The organism is Pseudomonas sp. GV047 (assembly GCF_003058245.1).
Lineage (GTDB): Bacteria > Pseudomonadota > Gammaproteobacteria > Pseudomonadales > Pseudomonadaceae > Aquipseudomonas > Aquipseudomonas marginalis.
Map to the genome: position 1 here is coordinate 394,304 of NZ_QCWA01000002.1, position 18,498 is coordinate 412,801.

14 protein-coding genes are annotated in these 18,498 nt (G+C 64.6%); 4 read left to right on the top strand and 10 right to left on the bottom strand.

Annotation, left to right across the window (positions count from 1 at the left end):
- Positions 1 to 16: 16 nt before the first annotated feature.
- From C8K58_RS07105 to tagH, 10 genes are read right to left on the bottom strand one after another with little or no spacing between them, the layout of a single operon-like run.
- Positions 17 to 1,201 (bottom strand): FtsX-like permease family protein, encoded by a 1,185-nt coding sequence (locus tag C8K58_RS07105; protein WP_092488202.1) that lies wholly within the window; start codon positions 1,199 to 1,201, stop codon positions 17 to 19.
- Positions 1,201 to 1,905 (bottom strand): ABC transporter ATP-binding protein, encoded by a 705-nt coding sequence (locus C8K58_RS07110; RefSeq protein ID WP_027608274.1) that lies wholly within the window; start codon positions 1,903 to 1,905, stop codon positions 1,201 to 1,203. Before C8K58_RS07110 ends, C8K58_RS07105 begins: the two co-directional genes overlap by 1 nt.
- Entirely contained in the window at positions 1,905 to 4,913 is a 3,009-nt protein-coding gene (locus C8K58_RS07115) for a serine/threonine-protein kinase (protein ID WP_108573455.1), read from the bottom strand. The genes C8K58_RS07110 and C8K58_RS07115 overlap by 1 nt, the downstream gene beginning before the upstream one ends.
- Positions 4,910 to 5,629, bottom strand: coding sequence for a PP2C family serine/threonine-protein phosphatase (locus C8K58_RS07120; protein WP_027608272.1), 720 nt, complete (start codon positions 5,627 to 5,629; stop codon positions 4,910 to 4,912). The genes C8K58_RS07115 and C8K58_RS07120 overlap by 4 nt, the downstream gene beginning before the upstream one ends.
- Positions 5,630 to 6,283, bottom strand: coding sequence for a type VI secretion system-associated protein TagF (gene tagF, locus C8K58_RS07125; RefSeq protein ID WP_027608271.1), 654 nt, complete (start codon positions 6,281 to 6,283; stop codon positions 5,630 to 5,632). It lies immediately after the preceding gene.
- Positions 6,280 to 9,780, bottom strand: a complete 3,501-nt coding sequence (gene tssM / locus C8K58_RS07130) for a type VI secretion system membrane subunit TssM (RefSeq protein ID WP_092355890.1) — start codon at positions 9,778 to 9,780, stop codon at positions 6,280 to 6,282. Before tssM ends, tagF begins: the two co-directional genes overlap by 4 nt.
- Positions 9,777 to 11,066 (bottom strand): DotU family type VI secretion system protein, encoded by a 1,290-nt coding sequence (locus C8K58_RS07135; RefSeq protein ID WP_027608269.1) that lies wholly within the window; start codon positions 11,064 to 11,066, stop codon positions 9,777 to 9,779. The genes tssM and C8K58_RS07135 overlap by 4 nt, the downstream gene beginning before the upstream one ends.
- A gap of 6 nt (positions 11,067 to 11,072) precedes the next feature.
- Complete coding sequence (gene tssK / locus C8K58_RS07140) at positions 11,073 to 12,407, bottom strand: type VI secretion system baseplate subunit TssK (RefSeq protein ID WP_108573457.1); 1,335 nt, start codon at positions 12,405 to 12,407, stop codon at positions 11,073 to 11,075.
- A 19-nt stretch (positions 12,408 to 12,426) separates the two neighbouring features.
- Positions 12,427 to 12,936: a type VI secretion system lipoprotein TssJ gene (gene tssJ / locus C8K58_RS07145; RefSeq protein WP_027608267.1), complete on the bottom strand. Its 510-nt coding sequence runs from the start codon at positions 12,934 to 12,936 to the stop codon at positions 12,427 to 12,429.
- A 57-nt stretch (positions 12,937 to 12,993) separates the two neighbouring features.
- Entirely contained in the window at positions 12,994 to 14,322 is a 1,329-nt protein-coding gene (tagH, locus tag C8K58_RS07150) for a type VI secretion system-associated FHA domain protein TagH (protein ID WP_027608266.1), read from the bottom strand.
- 397 nt (positions 14,323 to 14,719) lie between these two features.
- Here tagH and tssA point away from each other — a divergent pair, with 397 nt between their 5' ends.
- From tssA to C8K58_RS07170, 4 genes are all read left to right on the top strand, one after another.
- Positions 14,720 to 15,739, top strand: a complete 1,020-nt coding sequence (gene tssA, locus C8K58_RS07155) for a type VI secretion system protein TssA (protein ID WP_027608265.1) — start codon at positions 14,720 to 14,722, stop codon at positions 15,737 to 15,739.
- Between the two features lie 54 nt (positions 15,740 to 15,793).
- The gene (gene tssB, locus C8K58_RS07160) at positions 15,794 to 16,300 is read left to right on the top strand and encodes a type VI secretion system contractile sheath small subunit (protein ID WP_017135823.1); all 507 of its coding nucleotides are present in this window, start codon (positions 15,794 to 15,796) and stop codon (positions 16,298 to 16,300) included.
- A gap of 2 nt (positions 16,301 to 16,302) precedes the next feature.
- Positions 16,303 to 17,799: a type VI secretion system contractile sheath large subunit gene (gene tssC / locus C8K58_RS07165; protein ID WP_027608264.1), complete on the top strand. Its 1,497-nt coding sequence runs from the start codon at positions 16,303 to 16,305 to the stop codon at positions 17,797 to 17,799.
- Positions 17,800 to 17,970: 171 nt separating this feature from the next.
- A complete protein-coding gene (locus tag C8K58_RS07170; protein ID WP_015886558.1) occupies positions 17,971 to 18,459 on the top strand; it encodes a type VI secretion system tube protein Hcp in 489 nt (162 codons plus the stop codon).
- Positions 18,460 to 18,498 lie beyond the last annotated feature (39 nt).

Genomic DNA, 18,498 nt, shown 5'->3' on the forward strand with positions numbered 1-18,498 from the left:
AACGGCGCCCAGTAACTTATACATCTCTGATTCCTTCAGAAGCCTGGATACGCGCCACTCGCCAACCACCACAGGCTGCCGCCACGGCGCTGACGCCAAGGACTGCAACCAGGGCCAGGCCATAGTGACGCGCCAGCAGGTGGCTGGCGTGTTCGCCCGGCACCTGCACGAATAACTTGTTCAACGCCGCCTCGGCCAGGCCATACAGCCCAACGCTGAGTAAAGCGGCAAACCCTGCGCTGTACAGCGCCTGCAGCACCACAAACAACAACAGCGCGCCGGTGGAAAACCCCAACAGGCGCAACACCGACAATTCCCGGCGCTTGCGCGCCACAGCGGCCAACGCCCCGGCGAAGATCGCCGCAAACGCGCCCGCCAAGGCCAACCCGGCGATGATCCAGAAGACGATCGACAGGTTGCGGCTCAGCGACTGCACCTGGGCGATCGTCTGTGCCTGGGTCGATACCAACAGATTCTGCCCGGCGAAAAATACCCGCAGCGGCTCCACATCGGCCAGGCTGCGCGCATACAAGCGAAACGCCGGATACACCCGCTGCTCGCTCACACCCACCTCATCACCGGCCCAGCCCAACGCCGGTACCGCACGGCCATCGCGGTAATCTTCCGCCGCTTCCAGCAATCTCAAATCGGCAAACAACCCATCCCGGGCGAAGGCTTCCAGCGGCAGCACCGCCAGTACCTGCAAGCGCGTGCGCTGGGCTTCTACACGCCCCGCCACTTGCCGCGCAAAGCTGGTCTCCAGCCAATCCCCAGGCCGCGCCGCAAGCTTCTCGGCAGCGGTGTGGCTCAGCACGATCCGGTCCAGGCCCCTGGGCATCGGCAGGCCGTTGAGCAGCGGATCACCCGCAGCGGTCGGCAGCATTTCCAGGGTCAGCGTGCCCACCTGCGCCGTCGCCGCAATCTGCCGCGTGCGCGGTAAGGCGAACGCCACATCGCTGCGCTGGCCAAGCTGTTCGACAAATGCGCTGCTGAATCGACCACCGCCCAGCGGAATAATTTCACGGGTGGCCGGATCGGTCTCCAAACGTTCGGTCAAACTGCTAACCAGTCCAAATTTCAGGCCGAACAACACCAGCAACGGCGCGATCACCGCCACCAGCGCCAACACCGAACAGGCCGACAGCCAGGCATCGTTGCGGTAATCCTGCCAGGCCAGGGACGCCACCAGAGGGATGCGCATCAGCACGCCTCCCCAAGGGTCGCGGTGACGCCGCCATCGGTATCGCGACGGCAACTGATGCGCCGCACCTGCAAGCCACTGGCACGGGCCAAGGGTTCGTCATGGGTGGCGATCACACAGGCGGCGCGGTGCTCGCGGGCCTGGGCCAGCAGGGCCTGCATCACGCGCTCGGCGTTCAGCGGATCAAGGGACGCCGTCGGCTCATCGGCCAGCACCAGTTGCGGTGCATGGGCCAGGGCGCGGGCGCAGCTCACACGTTGGCGCTGGCCCACCGACAACGCGGCCGGCTTCTTGGCCAACTGGTCGCTGATCTCCAGCTGTTCCGCCAGGCGCGTCACGCTGCCGTCGTCTTTCAACCCCAGCAGTTGCCGGGACAGCGCGATATTGCTGCGCACATCCAGAAAGCCCAGCAGCCCGCCGGTTTGCAGCACATAGCCCAAGTGCTGGCTGCGCAGCGCGGCCAGGGTGGATTGCTGATCGGCGCGCCACAGTCCACCAATGTCCTGCCGGTTGAATTCGAACCGGCCCACCTGATCCGGCGCCAGTACCAGCGCCAACAGATCCAGCAAGGTGCTCTTGCCGCACCCGCTCGGCCCGACAATCGCCAATTGCTCGCCGGCACGCAGGTGCAGCGCCGGGATCACCAGGCTGTAACGCTGGCTGCCGACACCCCGGCTCTTGTGCACCGCGCTCAGGTTCAGCATTACGGCAGCGTCGACAACGGCACGCGGTACAACGCATCGCCCGGCTCGGCATCGCCGAAACGGACCCAGTTGGCCACGTCATTGTGGAAGGTTTCGTAGAGGCGGATTTTCGAATCCAGCTCGTCGATAAAGTCTTCCTGCTCGGCCACGCTCAACGACAACCACAGGTCCTGGGTCATGTTCAGCGACTTGCTGCGGTACGGCAGGCCTTCAAGGTATTCGCCGAGAATGCCGCCGTCGGCCAGGTTGCCGCCCTTGCGCAGGGCTTGGGGGTCGCGGCTCATATAGGCCGAGGCGCTGGCGATTTCCTGGAAGAAATCCTTGGGCGAGGTCTGGGTCTTGCGCGCCGCATCGACGATCAGTTTCAGCGACTGTTGCAGGTCATTGAGCTGCAGCTTGGTCAGCATCACGCACACCTGGAACGCCGGCAGCGCGGGGTTGGTCAGGTCGCGGTCGGCGGTCCAGGCACTGACCAGCTGCGGCGCCTGGCTGGCGTTCCGGCGCCCGAGGAAGTCCATGTGCATGGCATAGCCGACCGCTGCGGATTTGTCCGCCAGGCTCGGCGCGGCACTCAGCAGCGGCACCGCTTGCGGCGTATCGCTGCGCACCTGGTGCACGAGGTTGGCGAACACACTGCCGATCTCGTCGACACGCTCGCCCAGCTTGCGCACATCGCCACCCGGCACGGGCGTGTACAGGTCGCCGATCTGCGGGTTGGCGTCGGCGGTGAGGATGCGATATTGGCTCTCGGCGCCGGCGTGGGTTTTCTTGCCCGCGTCGGTGCGCAGGTGCAGCGCGTAGATCTTGATCTGCTTGCCCAGTGCGGCCTGGCGCACTTCGGCTTCGTTCATCTGGGTGGCGGCAAACGGGTCGTTCTTGCGCAGCGCGCCCGCATCGGTGACCAGCAGGATGATACGACCGCCGTAGCCGGACCAGTCCATGCCGTCCACGGCCTGCATCACCCCGGCAAACGCGTCCTCGTTGAAGGAGTGGCTGGACACGGTAGACGCCTTGACCTGGCGCGCCATGTCGAGGAAGCGTTGCGGGTCACGACCCTGGTCGAGGCTGATCAGGGTCTTGGCCACGTATTCCAGGCCTGGGGTTTTCTTGATGCTGCTCCGGAAACCGACCATGCCGAAGCTGACACTGTCCAGCTCGCCACGCTCGGCGATACGGGTTTGCAACTCGTGCACCACGTCGCGGATCTGGTCGATGTAGGGCTGCATGGAGACCGTGGTGTCCACCACCAGCACCACGGCAGTGCGGAAGGCGTCGGCATTGGCGTTGATCACCGGGGTCGATGGTTTGGCCGCAGCGTTGCTGCCCGGGTCGATGGAGGCGACGTTAAGCAACTGCACCGGCTGGCCGTTTTCGTCGAAGCTCTCCTTGGCGTCGAAGATCGGCAACAGGTAGAACTGGTTCTGCGGCACCGCGCTGGCGGCCGGCTCCAGGGCCAGGACCTGGCCGTTGTCGTCGCTGTTCTTCTGCGCCTTGGCCAGCACGCCTTTGGCGGCGGCTGGATCGGCGAGCAACTTTTCCACTTCGCCGGATTGGCGCAGGAACATCACCGGCGCCCGGCCGGAGCGTTCGGTGAACTTGAGCACGAGGCTTTGCTTCCAGTCGCTGACCTGGGCGGCCGGCAACCAGCCGTCGCTGCGGCCATCGGTGGCGGCACCGACGCGCACCCACGGGCTGCCGTCGACGTCTTTGCGCTGGTACACATACAGCACGGAGAACGCCGGCAGGGCCTTGCCCGGCGCGCCGCCGGCGTCATCCGACAGCTTGGCGCCGGGCTTGCTGAGGACGCGCTGGAACAAAGTCTTCTTACCGGCCATCAACAACGGCCGTTGGCCGCCGTCCACTTCGGCGGCCGCAGTGGGCGTTGCCGGGGGCACGTCGGCGACCGCCGCCGGTGGCTTGGCCTGAGGCACGACGGCAGCCGGCGGCTTGGCCGGTTCATCACTGCCGCTCAACCACCAGTAACTGCCGCCACCAATGGCCAATGCGACGGCCACCGCCACGGCGGCCAGTGCCAGCACCGGCCCACGGCGTTGCTCGGACACGGCCTTGTGCTGGGTCGGCGTTACCACCGGCTGGCGTACCGGTTGCGCCTGGGGCCTGTCGGTCGGGATGTCGATGGTGACCGGGGTCATGCCCGCCAGATCAAAACTCAGCGGGATCGGCAACGGCCGCACCAGCGTGGCCTCCGGCGACTCCGCAGGCAGGTTATCCAGCGCCTGCAGCAGCGCCGCCGCATCCGGGAAACGCTCCGCCGGGTCCTTGGCCAACAGCTTGCGCAGCACGCCCTGATAGCGGCCGTGGTGCACCGGCAATTCCGGCAAGGGTTCGGTCAGGTGCGCCAGCGCGGTGGACAGCGCATCGTTGCCGTTGTACGGCAGCTTGCCGACGAGGATTTCATACAGCACCACGCCCAGCGCGTAGAGGTCGGCACGGCCATCGATCTCCTGGCCCCGCGCCTGCTCCGGGCTCATGTAGCTCGGCGTGCCCACGGCAAAGCCGGCCTGGGTGAATTGGGTGCGGTCGTCCAGGGACTTGGCGATACCGAAGTCCGACAGCACCGCCGTGCCATCGGCGCGGAACAGGATGTTTGCCGGCTTGACGTCGCGGTGCACCAGCCCCTGGGCATGGGCATAGCCCAGCGCCGAGGCGATCTGGCGGATCAGCGTAATGCCCTGCTCCGGCGTCAGGCCGGCGGCGATGCGCTCCTTGAGCGTGCCGTTGGGCAGGTATTCCATGGCCATGTAGTACAGCTCACCGACATTGCCGATGTCATGGATGGTCACCGTGTGCGGGTGGGACAGCCGCGCCAGGGTCTTGCCCTCGCGCAGGAAACGTTCGCAGAAGCTCGGGTCGGCCGCCAGCGCCGCCGCCATCACCTTCAACGCCACCTTGCGCTCCAGGGAGCGCTGGGTCGCCAGGTACACGCTGGCCATGGCGCCTTCGCCGATCTCGCCGTCGATGTCATAGCCCGGAATCACAATGTTCATGCCGATACCTTCACGACGATGGCGGTGATGTTGTCCGGCGCGCCACGGTTGAGGCCCAGGTGCACCAGGCTGCGCACGATTTCATCCGGCGCGTCGTGGCTGAGCACTTCGCGGATCTCATGGTCTTCGACGGTCTTGTTCAGGCCATCGCTGCACAGCAGGTAGCTGTCGCCGGGGGCGATCAGCAGGTCGACCACCGCCAGTTCCAGCTGGGCTTCCACGCCAATGGCGCGGGTGACGATGTTGGCGCGCGGGTGCACGCGGGCATCGGCTTCGCTGAGCAGGCCGCTGTCCTGCAGGTCCTGGACGTAGCTGTGATCGCGAGAGATGCCTTCGAGCACGCCGTCGCGCAGGCGGTACAGGCGACTGTCGCCGGCCCACAGGCACACACCGCGCAAGCCGCGCGCGGCGAGCACCACCACCGTGCTGCCCATCATGGTCACGCCACGGTTGGCGGTTTCTTCACGCACGGCGGCGTTGATGCGGGTCAGGTCATTGCGCAGGGCTGCCGAGTACTCGTCGAGGGAACGGCCCATCGGCACGCTGCGCAGGCTGTCGACGATCAGGCTGCTGACATAATCCCCCGCCGCGTGCCCGCCCATGCCGTCGGCCACCACCCACAGGCGGTTTTCCGGCAGGTCCAGGCATGCGTCTTCGTTGACCTGGCGAACCATGCCCACATGGCTTTTGCTCGCGGATTTGTACGTCGACCCCATCTACACCACACCTTCTTGTCCGAGCAGAAACTGCGCAAAATCGCCGGCGGCAGGCAGGCCCTGACACCGCAATAAACCAGGGGAAATCGTCTGCGAACCACGCCCCCACCACAGGCTCGCACCGTCGCAGGCCTGTTCGGCGAGCGCGGTCATGCGCTGGTGCGGTACGCTGGCCGCCACGCGCTGCAGGCCGGCGAAACGGCTGTCCACCGCACGCGGCTCGGTCGCCGGTAAGCCCAGGTCGTCGAGGCCAGCGTTGAAGCGTTCAAACGTCGCGCCGGCATCCAGGGTGCTGAGCAACAGCTCTTCGGCCTGCTCGAACCAGCTGTCCGGCCCGCCCACCAGGGACGCCGGGTTGATGTCGTGATCGAGCAAGGCGACCACCGCCAGCGGGAAATAGCGCCCGACCCGGTCAATGCTCGGCATCACCACGCCCGCCGCCGCGTCCGGCCCGCACACGCCGGGCGCCAGCACAAAGCGCCACAGAGGGCTGACCAGGTACGCATTGAGCCAGTCGGCGCCGAGGCTGTTCTGGCTGGCGAGCAACCCCGCCGCCAGCCAGCTGTCCCACGGGCCGATAAAGCTCTGGGGCAAGGCACGGCTGACGAAATCTCCGCGACTGGCCAGCTTGCCGTAGAAACCCAGCGTCGTCATAACCGCTCCGGCAGGCTGAAGCCACTGAGCACGCGGCTCTTGAACGGGTTGAAGGCGCTGTTGGCGCGCAACTCGTAGGCGATGCTCGCACCGTCGACGCGCAGGCGCAGGTTGAAGCGGTCCGGCGAGTTGCCGGCGGTGAGGTCCGACTGTTCCAGCAGGCGGAACCAGGCCCACGGCCCGTCCAGGGTCACGCCCGAGCGGCCACTGGCCGACGGCGGCATGATCGAGATACGCACCACGCCAATGCTGCCGGGGTTCGGCCATTGCATCGCCACCGGGCGGCTGGGGCCGTGGTCGTAGCTCAATTGCTGGCCGTCGAGGTCGAGCAGGAACTGGGTGATGGTCGGGTCCATCGACACCGGCTTGAGTTCGAAACGTACGATCGGTTGGGTGCCACCGGAGCGGAAAAATGCATCGCGGATCGTCGCCGCGCGCTGGAAGGTTTGCAGCACGCCCGGCGCAATCCCGAGTTTCTGTGCCGCGCCCGGCTGCCAGCGCCAGGTCTGTGCCGAGGTGTCCACGTACGGCTGCAGGTATTTGCGGAAGTAGTTGTCCATCACCCCGCCCACGCCGAAGAACTGGCCGAAGTCATCCAGGGTCGCATCCCGCGCACTGCCCGGCGACATCGGATAGCGGCCGGCCAGGGACTGACGGTACACATTGACCACTTCGCTGACCCACGCCGCGTTCAGTTGGTTACGCACGCCACCCATCATGCTGTTGGTGGTGGAGTTGACCACCGACTTGACCATGCCCTGCACCAGCGGCGGTTGGCGCTCGGCGTTCAGGCTGACCCGTGTGGCCGCAGCCGCGGCCTGGTTCTTCGCCTCGCCAAGCAAGGCATCGCCGCTGGCCCCGACCATGGCGCTGACCTGCACATACAGGGCGTTCATGTCCGACAACAGACCGTCGATGGCCGCCGGTTCACCTTCGTTCTTGCTGACGATGCTGTTGAGTTCGGCAAAGTGCGCGGTCACCGGATCATCCGCTGCAGCCGGCGCATTGGCCGTCGGTTGCTCCTGGCCGAGCAGGCTGCCGAGGCGCTCCTTGAGCTTGTCGACGCCACCTTCCACCGGCACGCCTTTGGCGGCCAATTGGCGCTCTTCGGCTTGCAGATCGGTTTCCTTGGCCACGGCCACCAGCAGTTTTTTCAGCGGCGAACTCGGCCCGGAAATCACCCGCAGCACATCGGCCGCCTGGGCCACGCTGGTGATCGGCACAAAGTCGATATCGGCGAGCAGCGCATCCCACTGGCGCTGATAGTCCTGGAAATACAGGCGACGCACATCGGCGGCCAGGCTGACCACGTTCTGCTGATCGGCCTGCTCATGGCCCAGCACCCATTGCTCTTCGGCCAGGGTGCCGGTCTGGTTCAGGCTGCTGAGCAAAAACGCCTGGCGATAACCCTTGGCGGTGAAAAAGCCACTCAACGGCTCGCCCAACGGCTTGCCGCTTTTACGGCTGAACACCAGCGCAGCGTCACGGCCAGCGGCTTCGTTGATACGGAAGTCCGGGATGCCTTCGGGCAGTTTCTGGCGCTTGACCCGGTCGTAGACACGCTGGGCCACCGGCAGTTGTTGCAACTGGCGACGCAGATCGTCGATCAAGCGCGGGTCAAGGCGCGCATTCGGCGGATGGCGCTCGAACAGCGCCTGCAAGTGCCCGCTCAACGCCTGGCGCTGATCGGCCGGCAGGTCGCGCGGCAGGTTGCGGTCCCAGTCGAGGGCGATCCAGGCCTTGATGAAGTCCGGGTCGTAATGCTCGCTGTCGGCGAGCATCAGGTAGGCCTTGAGGCCTTCGTAGAGGAAGTCGGAGTTGCCGCCGCCGTGCAGTTGCTCCTCGATGCGCGTCACCAGGCGCGGCGCAAACACGGCGATCAACAGCTTGCGATAGACGCTGGCGGACTCGGCTTCAAGCATATCGCCCTGATACAGCCCCAGGCCTTCGGACCAGCTCGGCGAATCCCCCGCGAGGTTCTTCACCGCATTGAGCAGCGGCAGCACCGCGAGCACTTCACGCTGTGCCGGGCTGAGGTTCTGGACGGTCTGGCCCAGTGGCGCGACCTTCTGGTCGACCTGGGCGATATACGCCTGGTTGGCGCGATAACTCACCCACCACAGGCTGCTGACCACGATCACCAAGGCCACGGTGGCCGCGAGTACACCGCGTGCGATCCACGTGCGCCGACGCTCGACTTTCGGATTAACGCCCACCAGGCCACGTTCGGCAAAGGCTACGGCGGTGAAGAGTTTTTCGATGAAGTAACTGCGCCCGGTGCCGCTCTGGCGCGCCAGGTGCTGGCGGTCCAGGTTCATGCTCTGGGCCATGGCGCCGATCAGGCGATCGATCGGGCTGCCTTCCTGGGTGCCGCTGGTGAAGTAAACGCCGCGCAGCAATACGCGTTCTTCAAAGGCATTGGGCTTGAACACGCCTTCGAGGAAGCTTTGCAGGCAGTCCTTCAATGCGCCGAACTGCTGCGGGAAACCGTAGATCAGGTCGCGCCGCGCCGGGTCGCGCTCCTGTTGCAGGCGCTCCACCAGGCGTTCGTTGAGGCGCTGCTCGAGGCCGGCGAATTCGCTTTGCAGGTGCGCCAGGGGGCTGTCGCTGTTCTTGCCGTCGTCCAGGGCAAAGGTCATGCCCCAGACCTGGGCGCGTTCTTCCTTGCTCAGGTTGTCGAAGAACTCCATGAAGCCCGGCACCAGGTCGAGCTTGGTCAGCATCAGGTAGATCGGGAAACGCACGCCCAATTGGGTGTACAGCTCCTGGATACGCAGGCGGATCGCCGCCGCATGGGCCGCGCGCTCGGCATCGGTGCCCAGCAGCAGGTCCGACAGGCTGATGGCGATAAAGGCGCCATCGATGGGCCGGCGCGAGCGCTGCTTTTTCAGCAGGTCGAGAAAGCCCAGCCAGGCGGCTTTGTCCACCGTCGAATTGCTGTCCTGGGTGGTGTAGCGGCCGGCGGTGTCGAGCAATACCGCCTGGTCGGTAAACCACCAGTCGCAGTTGCGCGTACCGCCGACACCGCGCACCGCCCCGGCACCCAACTGGGCCGCCAGCGGAAAGTGCAGCCCGGAGTTGACCAGCGCCGTGGTCTTGCCCGAACCCGGCGGGCCGATGATCACGTACCACGGCAGCTCATAAAGGTTGCGACGTTCGTCGCCACCGAGCTTGGCCTTTTTCAGCAGCGCCAGGGCTTCGTCCATGCGCTGGCGCAGGGTGGTGAGCTCTTCGGCGGTGGCCACGCTGTTGGGGTCGGCCGGGGTTTCGGCCGCCAGGCTGCGCATCACTTCGGCCGCCTGGCGCCGCGCCTGGATGATGCGGAACACGCGGTAGGCGATCCACACCGCAAACACCAGGATGATCAGCGCCCAACGGCGCCCTTCCGGCACCAGCACGTCGAGCAACGGCCCCACAAACCAGATGATCAGGCTCAGGGCGATCAGGCCCAGCACGGGGATCACCCAGCGAATCATGAAACTGAAAAACGCCTTCACTCGACGCCCTCCGCCAATACGGTGATTTCAACCCGACGATTGCGGGCACGGCCTTCGGCAGTTGCGTTGGTCGCCAACGGCTCGGTGTCGCTGCGGCCCTCGGCACTGAAGCGATCAGCCTGGCCGGTCTTGGCCGCGAGGATTTCCAATACCGACTTGGCCCGCGCTTCGGACAATGCCCAGTTGGACGGGAAACGCAGCGTAGCAATCGGGCGGTTGTCGCTGTGCCCGGTGACGCGCACCTGGCCCTTGACCTTGCGGATGGCGTCGGCGATGCGCAGCATAAGCGGCTGGTAGTCATCGACGATGCTGGAACTGGCGGACGCAAACAGCTCATCGCCACGAATGGTGACCACGGAGCGGTCGACCTTGTCTTCCACCGCGACGCGACCGGCCTTGATGTCTTCCGCCAGGAAGCCGGCCAGACGCGGACGCTCGATCACTTTGGGCTGTGCCACCGGACGGTCGATGGCCTGCACCGGGATCTCGCCCAGGGCATGGATGTTCTTGAACACCGGCTCGGCCTGCGCCGCCAGCAGCAGGCGCAAGGTGAACAGCAAGGCCAGCAACAACGCCAGGCCGATCGCCACGGCGATCCAGGGCGGCATGAACTGCGCCAGCCGATCACGCGCGACGGTGACGCCACGCCAATGGGGCGACAGTTCGCGCTCGTGGTCACCGCGAGCACTGCGAATCGCCGCCGCCGTGCGCTCACGCAAGGCTTCCAACTGGCTGCGACCGTCGTTCATCACGCGGTAACGGCCTTCGAACCCCAGGCACATGCACAGGTACAACAGCTCCAGCAGGTACAGGCGCTCCCGTGGACTTTGCAGGCAGTGGTCGAGTAACTGGAAGACTTTTTCGCCCCCCCAGGCCTCGTTGTGCACGGTGATCAACAGGCTCTGCTTGCCCCAATCGCTGGTGCTGCCCCACGGCGTGCTCAACACCGCCTCATCGAGGGCGGTGCACAGCGCGTAGCGCGCCAGCAGCACCTCGTTGCGGGCCACGCCAGCGGCTTCGGCGCGTTCTTCGAACTGGCGCAGGTACGCCAGCAACTGCGCGCGCAGGCTGGCCGGCGCCGGGTGCGCGATGGTGTTGCGCAGGCGCGTCAACAGCGCCAACAGCGGGCCGGCGGCGCTTTCCAGCGGGTTCAGGCCCTGGCTTTTGCCGGTGAGAATCGGCGCGGCCGGCATCGACAGCGGGGCCGGCTCGGCACGCGCGGGTTCCGGCGCGCGGCCACCCGGGCGCGGCATGAACTGGGTGCGGTCGTCATCATTGGGATGCATCGCGGATTATCCTCGGATCGCCCAGAAGGCCAGGTTCAAGCCCGGGAACTGCCCGGCGATATGGAAGGCAAAACCACCGGAATTGCCCAGTTGCTGCCAATGCTCGCTGCCACGGTCGAGTTCGTAGTAGGTCGAGCCTGCGTGGTACGGCAGTTGGCGCGGCGCCACTGGCAACGGCAGCAAGGTGATGCCCGGCAGTTGCAGGTTGACCAGGTCGCGGATGTGCTCCACCGATCCGACCTTGCTCTGCTGGCCGAAGCGCGCACGCAGGGTTTCGCCGGGGACATCGGCACGGACCACGAGGATGAAGCTGGCGCTGTCGAGCAAGGTTTTGTCGGCCAGCATGGCCACGTGGACGCCGTAGGCTTTCTCGACAATCGGGATCGGCGTGGCCTTGCTGTCGATCAGCATCGACAGGGCTTCGCGCAGGGCCGCCATGACTAGGGCGAAGCTCAGGGCCAGGTCGTCGTGCTGGTATTGCGGGTATTCCTGGGGACGACGGCCCGAGGTGGAAAAGGTCGAGAACTCACCGGCCAGGCTGACCAGTTCGCTGAAAAAGCGCTCCGGGTGCAGCGGGCTCAACTGGCTGAAATGCTGGATCAGCGGCTGGGCGCGGTTGACCAGTTGCAGCAGCATGAAGTCGGCGATCTCCGACGCACCGCCCGCCCCCGAGGCAACCACGCGGCCCGCCAGGGCTTCGCCGCGCTGGTGCAAAAGGCCCAGCAGTTCGCTGCGAAACGCGCTCAACGGCTTGCTCGCGGCCACGTCCAGCACGGGCGGGATGTAGCTGTCGTCGAGGACCAGCGCACGGTCGGCGCGTTTTTCCTTGATGCGCACCAGGCCCACGGCGGCGTAGTCACTGATGCCATCCTGGGCGGTCAGCAAGCGCAGGGCCCGGGAACCCACGGCCACCGGCGCGCGGTTTTCGAACGGTGCGTTGTCATCCCGCACTTCGCGCACCTGGCTCACGTAGCGCGCGGCTTCCAGGGGTTCGCCTTCATCCACGGTGTCGCGGGCCCCCGCACGCTTGAGTGGCAAGGCCAGGTAGACCAGGCCATCGCGCAGGTTGTCGTCGATGTTCAGCGGGCTGGGCGCCAGGTCATCCTGGGGAATGTTGAACGGCGTGCCGTCGGGCAACAGGCCGCGCGCCGAGACGATGGCCAGCTTGCCCTGGGCCAGCAGGCCCTGGTCGATCAGCAATTCGGAAAACCCCCAGGCGCCGGCGGACAACGGGCGGCTACGGGCGTCGATCAGGTTTTCCAGGTAACGGTCATGCTGCTGGAAGTGCTGCGTTCCGATGAACATGCCTTCCGACCAGACCACGCGATTGTTCCAGGACATGGGGAGCTCCGATTGCTTCTTATTGGGCAGGGCTGGATGGGGTGACCACGACGTCGGCGCGCACGGCACGCACATCGAGGCTGATCTGGTATTCGGTGTATTGGCGCGCCGGCACGTTGATCACCGTGCGCCATTGCGCGCGGTCCAACTCGCGATAACCCACCAGCAAGCCGATCTGGCGCGTGGAGGGGTCGAGGTCGCGCTGGATGCTCAGTTGCTGGCCGGGTTGCACCATGACTTCGTCCTGGTCCAGCAGGTCCAGGCCAAGGGTCGATTGCGCACGGTCGGCCAGGGCGAAGTAATCGGAGCGGGCGAAGGTGGCGGCGTTCTTCAGTTCGAAAATGCGCACCCGCACCGGCGCGGCCTGGCCGTTGGCGCCGGGGTTAAGCCCGGCAATGGCGTGGAAGTGCAGCTCGACGGCGGCAGTGTCCACTTCAGCCTCAGCAGCCGTTTCGGGTTTGACCGCATCCTTGCTACACGCGGTCAGCAGCAGCGCGGTGGCGACTGCGAGTAAAAACCTGGGAATCATCCTGCGTCCTCAATGACGTACTTAGCTATCCGTTAATCCATAGGTTGCGGCGCGGTTTTACCGACGCTGTCGCGCGCTGTGTTCTTCGTAGGCCCGGCTGAATTCACGGCCGAACAGGTCCTGGAAATCTTCCTGGGCCTCGCGGGAAATATTGCTGTAGAGCTCGGTGAACTGCTGCCAGTACTGGGCCTGGCGCGAGCCGGCGAACAGGTTCGACAGCCCGCCGGGCTTGCCCATGCGCTCTTCCAGTTGCGCCGGTTCAAAGCGCGTGAGCAGGTGCTTGATCGCTGCTTCCACGCCGGCCATCACCGCCAGTTGGTGGGCGCGCAGGTCATCAAAACTGTCGCGCACGGCAATGTCCGGCGCCATAAACGCCTGGTTGCCGTGGCGAAGCAAAAGCAGTAATGCTTCGTCGGCATTCGGTGCGAATTTCAACGGATTGTTTTCGGCAGGCTGGATCATGGTCTGCTGCATGCGGAACTCACCCTTGAGGCTGGCGCGGGCACGCAATACGTCGATCAGGCCTTCGACCATCAGGCGGTAGCTGCGGCCGATGTTTTCCATCTGCGCCTCCGCCTGGGCCTTGTCCAGGCGCAACTGGTCCAGGCCGGCACCGCGCAGGAAGGCTTGCAAGAGATCGGGCTGCCGGGTGTCGGCTACAGGGGGCGCTGGCTCGACCACGGGTGGCGGCTGGATGATCGGTGCGGGTGGCGGTGGCGGAGGCGCACTGGCCAACGGTGCCGGCGTGTCGCCAAACAGGTCCCAGTCTTCGGGAATCACCGAGCCCGAGACCACAGGCGTCTCGACCACGGGTACCGCCACCGGGGTCGGCGGGCGGAAGTCGTGTTGTTCGCTGGGAACATGGTCGGCCACGGTGGGCGGCGGCACGGTGGTGGGGCTGAGGAAGTCGAACAGGTCCGGCAGCGTGTCCATCGACGAAGCGCCCTGGAATTGCGGGGCAATCACCGGCGTCGGCGCGGGCTTGTTCGCCACGGCGCCCATCAGGGCCTCAAAGCTGTTCGGCGAATCACCGGCGAACGGCTGGCTGTCGATGGCCTGCATGTTGAAGTCGATCCGCGCCTGGATCTCGTAATCGCCGATGCGGATCAGCTCGCCATCCTGCAACAGCTCGCTGTTACCCCTGCGCAAACGGATGCCGGCGTTAACCAACTCCACACCGTTTGTACTGTTATCGGTTAAATAATAACGACCATCTTTGTATTGAATAACGCAGTGCTGCGAAGACACCAGGCGCTCGGGATCAGGCAATACCCAGTCATTATCCGAGCTACGGCCGATAGCCATCGAGCCCTGGTTCATGGACTTTTCCGAGCATTGCCCGGGGGTAATCTTGTGATAACTAGTGATAGTCAAACACAGCGACATCTTGCCTCCTTGCTGATACTTCGCGCGCAGTCGACCCCAGGGACAGCGACGCCCGGGAGATCCCCATCAGGTCGTGCAATCGACCGTTCAAAACCTGCTGATGCCAGCATGATCGCTGATCTTAACTGGGCTCCATGACAAAAATCCTATGCCGGTGCGTCGTTCGACCCACCAGTCGCACAGGTTGTTAAGCACCGCACATCTGTCACAGAGGGCGAATAGCTTACCTTGACAAGGCATAAGTACTACACCAAAAATGCACAACTTCTTGAATACCAGTGATGGCACATTAGTGGCATCTTGCTTATATGACCAAGAAAACATGCAAAGTTCCTTGTGCAACTAATGCATGCATTGCCCGCCATCTAACAACGGGCCGATAGGGAGATCAATTTCAGTGGATGTGCCGTTGCTGCTCACCGCCGTTTCCGCCAGTTCGCCCTGTGGCGAAGACATGGAATATGACGCGGATTTTCTCCAGCTGGAGCGTGATGCCAAGGGCCAACCCGAGCGCAGCATGGGCGATTCGATCCTGCCCGCCGAGCCGCCGGAATGGCGCAGCATCCAGCAGCAGAGCCTCGACTTGCTGCAGCGCAGCAAAGACCTGCGCATCACCCATTTCCTGTTGCAAAGCTCCCTCGCCCTCCAGGGTGCGGCCGGGCTGGCTGAAGTCCTCACGTTGATCAATGCGCTGCTGCGCGAATACTGGGCCGACCTGCACCCGCGCCTGGATGCCGACGACGATAACGACCCCACCGTACGCATCAACGCCCTCTCCGGCCTGACCAGCGATGCGACCATTCGTCTGCTGCGCGAAAGCATCCTCACGCGCTCGCGCACCTTCGGCCCTGTGAGCCTGCGCGCCGCGCTGAATGCCAGCGGCCTGATGAGTTTCCCCGACGAACAGCTCGGCGCCCAGCAGCTCAACGCCGCGTTCCTCGACAGCGACCCCGAACACCTGCAAGCCACCCGCGACGCCTTGAGCGCCGCACGCGCCGCCTGCGAAGCCATCGAGCAGCAGGTCAGCGACCAGGTGGGTTCCGCCCAAGGCGTGGACCTCAGCCTGTTGAAGCAACCGCTCAAGCAGGCGCTGCAGGTGCTCAACCAGTTTGTTCCGAACAGCGCTGCCAGCAGCGAACCCGAGGCCGTCAGTGACGACAATGCCCCCTCGGTGGACTTCGCCGCTGCCCCCGCCGCACCTCGCCCCAGCGGCGACATCAGCAACCGTGATGACGTGCTGCGCAGCCTCGACAAGATCCTTGCGTATTACACCCGGCACGAGCCTTCGAGCCCGTTGCCGGTGTTGCTGAACCGGGCCAAGCATCTTGTGCACGCCGACTTCGCGGCCATCGTGCGCAATCTGATTCCCGATGGGATGTCCCAATTTGAAAACCTGCGCGGCCCGGACGGCGAGTAAGCCGCTCGACTGCGCAGTAACAACACCGTCGCTCAAGCGACCAGGAGCAGCAACGTGGCGAAGCAAAGTTCTCAGAAATTCATCGCGCGCAACCGCGCGCCTCGAGTGCAGATCGAGTACGACGTCGAGCTCTACGGCGCCGAGAAAAAGGTCCAGCTGCCCTTCGTGATGGGTGTGATGGCCGACCTCGCCGGCAAGCCTGCCGAGCCTCTGGCGCCGGTGGCCGACCGCAAGTTCCTTGAAGTGGACGTCGACAACTTCGACTCGCGCCTCAAGGCCATGCAGCCGCGCGTGGCATTCCACGTACCCAACGAGCTGACCGGCGAAGGCAACCTGAGCCTGGACATCACCTTCGAAAGCATGGACGACTTCAGCCCGGCCGCCGTGGCCCGCAAGGTCGACTCGCTCAAGCAACTGCTCGAAGCCCGCACCCAGCTGGCCAACCTGCTGACCTACATGGACGGCAAGACTGGCGCTGAAGAAATCATCATGAAGGCGATCAAGGACCCGGCACTGCTCCAGGCACTTGCCAGTGCGCCTAAGCCTGCAGGGGACCAGTAATCATGACTGACAATACCGCCCGCGAAGGCACCCAGAGCCTGGGTGCAACCGAGGAAACCAGCGAGTTCGCATCCTTGTTGATGCAGGAATTCAAGCCCAAGACCGAGCGTGCCCGCGAAGCCGTGGAAACCGCCGTGCGCACCCTGGCCGAACAGGCCCTGGCGCAAACCGACCTGGTGTCCAACGACGCGATCAAATCGATCGAATCGATCATCGCCGCCATCGACGCCAAGCTCACCGCCCAGGTCAACCAGATCATCCACCACCAGGATTTCCAGCAGCTGGAAAGCGCCTGGCGTGGCCTGCACTACCTGGTCAATAACACCGAGAGCGATGAGCAGCTGAAGATTCGCGTGCTCAACATCTCCAAGCCGGACCTGCACAAGACCCTGAAGAAATTCAAGGGCACCGCGTGGGACCAGAGCCCGCTCTTCAAGAAGATGTACGAAGAAGAATACGGCCAGTTCGGCGGCGAACCCTATGGTTGCCTGGTGGGCGACTACTACTTCGACCAGTCGCCACCGGACGTGGAACTGCTGGGCGAGCTGTCGAAAGTCTGCGCCGCCATGCACGCCCCGTTCATTGCTGCGGCATCGCCGACCGTGATGGGCATGGGCTCGTGGCAGGAACTGTCGAACCCGCGCGACCTGACCAAGATCTTCACCACCCCGGAATACGCCGGCTGGCGCTCGCTGCGTGAATCGGAAGACTCGCGCTACATCGGCCTGACCATGCCGCGCTTCCTGGCGCGCCTGCCCTATGGTGCCAAAACCGACCCGGTGGAAGCCTTCGCCTTCGAAGAAAACACCGACGGCGCCGACAGCTCCAAGTACACCTGGGCCAACGCCGCCTACGCGATGGCGGTGAACATCAACCGTTCGTTCAAGCACTACGGCTGGTGCTCGCGCATCCGTGGCGTGGAGTCCGGCGGTGAAGTGGAAAACCTGCCGGCCCACACGTTCCCTACCGATGACGGTGGCGTGGACATGAAGTGCCCGACCGAAATCGCCATCAGCGACCGCCGTGAAGCGGAACTGGCGAAGAACGGTTTCATGCCGCTGCTGCACAAGAAAAACACCGACTTCGCCGCGTTCATCGGCGCCCAGTCGTTGCAGAAGCCGGCCGAATACGACGACCCGGACGCCACCGCCAACGCCAACCTGGCCGCGCGTCTGCCGTACCTGTTCGCCACTTGCCGTTTCGCGCACTACTTGAAGTGCATCGTGCGCGACAAGATCGGTTCCTTCAAAGAGAAGGACGAGATGCAGCGCTGGTTGCAGGACTGGATCCTCAACTACGTCGACGGTGACCCGGCGCACTCCACCGAGACCACCAAGGCCCAGCACCCGTTGGCCGCCGCCGAGGTGATCGTGGAAGACGTCGAGGGCAACCCGGGGTACTACAACTCCAAGTTCTACCTGCGCCCGCACTACCAGCTCGAAGGGCTGACCGTGTCGTTGCGCCTGGTATCGAAGCTGCCTTCGGCGAAAAGCGCCTAACCCACGGATGAGCTGGCTCTTCTGTGGGAGGGGGCTTGCCCCCGATAGCATCACTGGGGTGTGACTGACACACCGAGGTGCCTGCATCGGGGGCAAGCCCCCTCCCACACAAAAGCACTGCCCATTTGGAGTCACTCAAATTCAGTGGCAAGAGCCACACAGGGAGAAAACATGGCTGTTGATATTTTCATCAAGATCGGCGACATCAAGGGCGAGTCCATGGACAAGGCCCACAAGGACGAAATCGACGTGCTGAACTGGAGCTGGGGCATGGCCCAGTCCGGCAACATGCACGTTGGCGGTGGCGGCGGCGCGGGCAAGGTGAACATCCAGGACCTGTCGCTGACCAAGTACGTCGACAAGGCCTCGCCGAACCTGATGATGCACTGCGCCAGCGGCAAACACATCGACAAGGTCAAGCTGACCGTGCGCAAGGCCGGTGGCGAAAGCCAGGTCGAGTACATGGTGATCAACCTGGAAGAAGTGCTGGTAACGTCCCTGAGCACCGGCGGTTCGGGCGGCGATGACCGCCTGACTGAAAACGTCACCCTGAACTTCGCCCAAGTGATGGTCGACTACCAGCCGCAGAAAGCCGACGGCACCAAAGACGGCGGCGCGATCAAGTTTGGCTGGAACATCCGTTCCAACACCAAGCGCTGATAGCACTGATAGCGCTTGTGGGCGTGGCTTTACGCCACG

What these genes read in the sequence shown, in the direction of transcription:
- tssK (WP_108573457.1), bottom strand. Translation starts at nt 12,407, where the DNA reads ATGTCCTGGAACAATCGCGTGGTCTGGTCGGAAGGCATGTTCATCGGA.
- tagF (WP_027608271.1), bottom strand. Translation starts at nt 6,283, where the DNA reads ATGACGACGCTGGGTTTCTACGGCAAGCTGGCCAGTCGCGGAGATTTC.
- C8K58_RS07115 (WP_108573455.1), bottom strand. Translation starts at nt 4,913, where the DNA reads ATGAACATTGTGATTCCGGGCTATGACATCGACGGCGAGATCGGCGAA.
- tssJ (WP_027608267.1), bottom strand. Translation starts at nt 12,936, where the DNA reads ATGATTCCCAGGTTTTTACTCGCAGTCGCCACCGCGCTGCTGCTGACC.
- C8K58_RS07170 (WP_015886558.1), top strand. Translation starts at nt 17,971, where the DNA reads ATGGCTGTTGATATTTTCATCAAGATCGGCGACATCAAGGGCGAGTCC.
- tssC (WP_027608264.1), top strand. Translation starts at nt 16,303, where the DNA reads ATGACTGACAATACCGCCCGCGAAGGCACCCAGAGCCTGGGTGCAACC.
- C8K58_RS07105 (WP_092488202.1), bottom strand. Translation starts at nt 1,201, where the DNA reads ATGCGCATCCCTCTGGTGGCGTCCCTGGCCTGGCAGGATTACCGCAAC.
- tagH (WP_027608266.1), bottom strand. Translation starts at nt 14,322, where the DNA reads ATGTCGCTGTGTTTGACTATCACTAGTTATCACAAGATTACCCCCGGG.
- C8K58_RS07110 (WP_027608274.1), bottom strand. Translation starts at nt 1,905, where the DNA reads ATGCTGAACCTGAGCGCGGTGCACAAGAGCCGGGGTGTCGGCAGCCAG.
- C8K58_RS07120 (WP_027608272.1), bottom strand. Translation starts at nt 5,629, where the DNA reads ATGGGGTCGACGTACAAATCCGCGAGCAAAAGCCATGTGGGCATGGTT.
- C8K58_RS07135 (WP_027608269.1), bottom strand. Translation starts at nt 11,066, where the DNA reads ATGCATCCCAATGATGACGACCGCACCCAGTTCATGCCGCGCCCGGGT.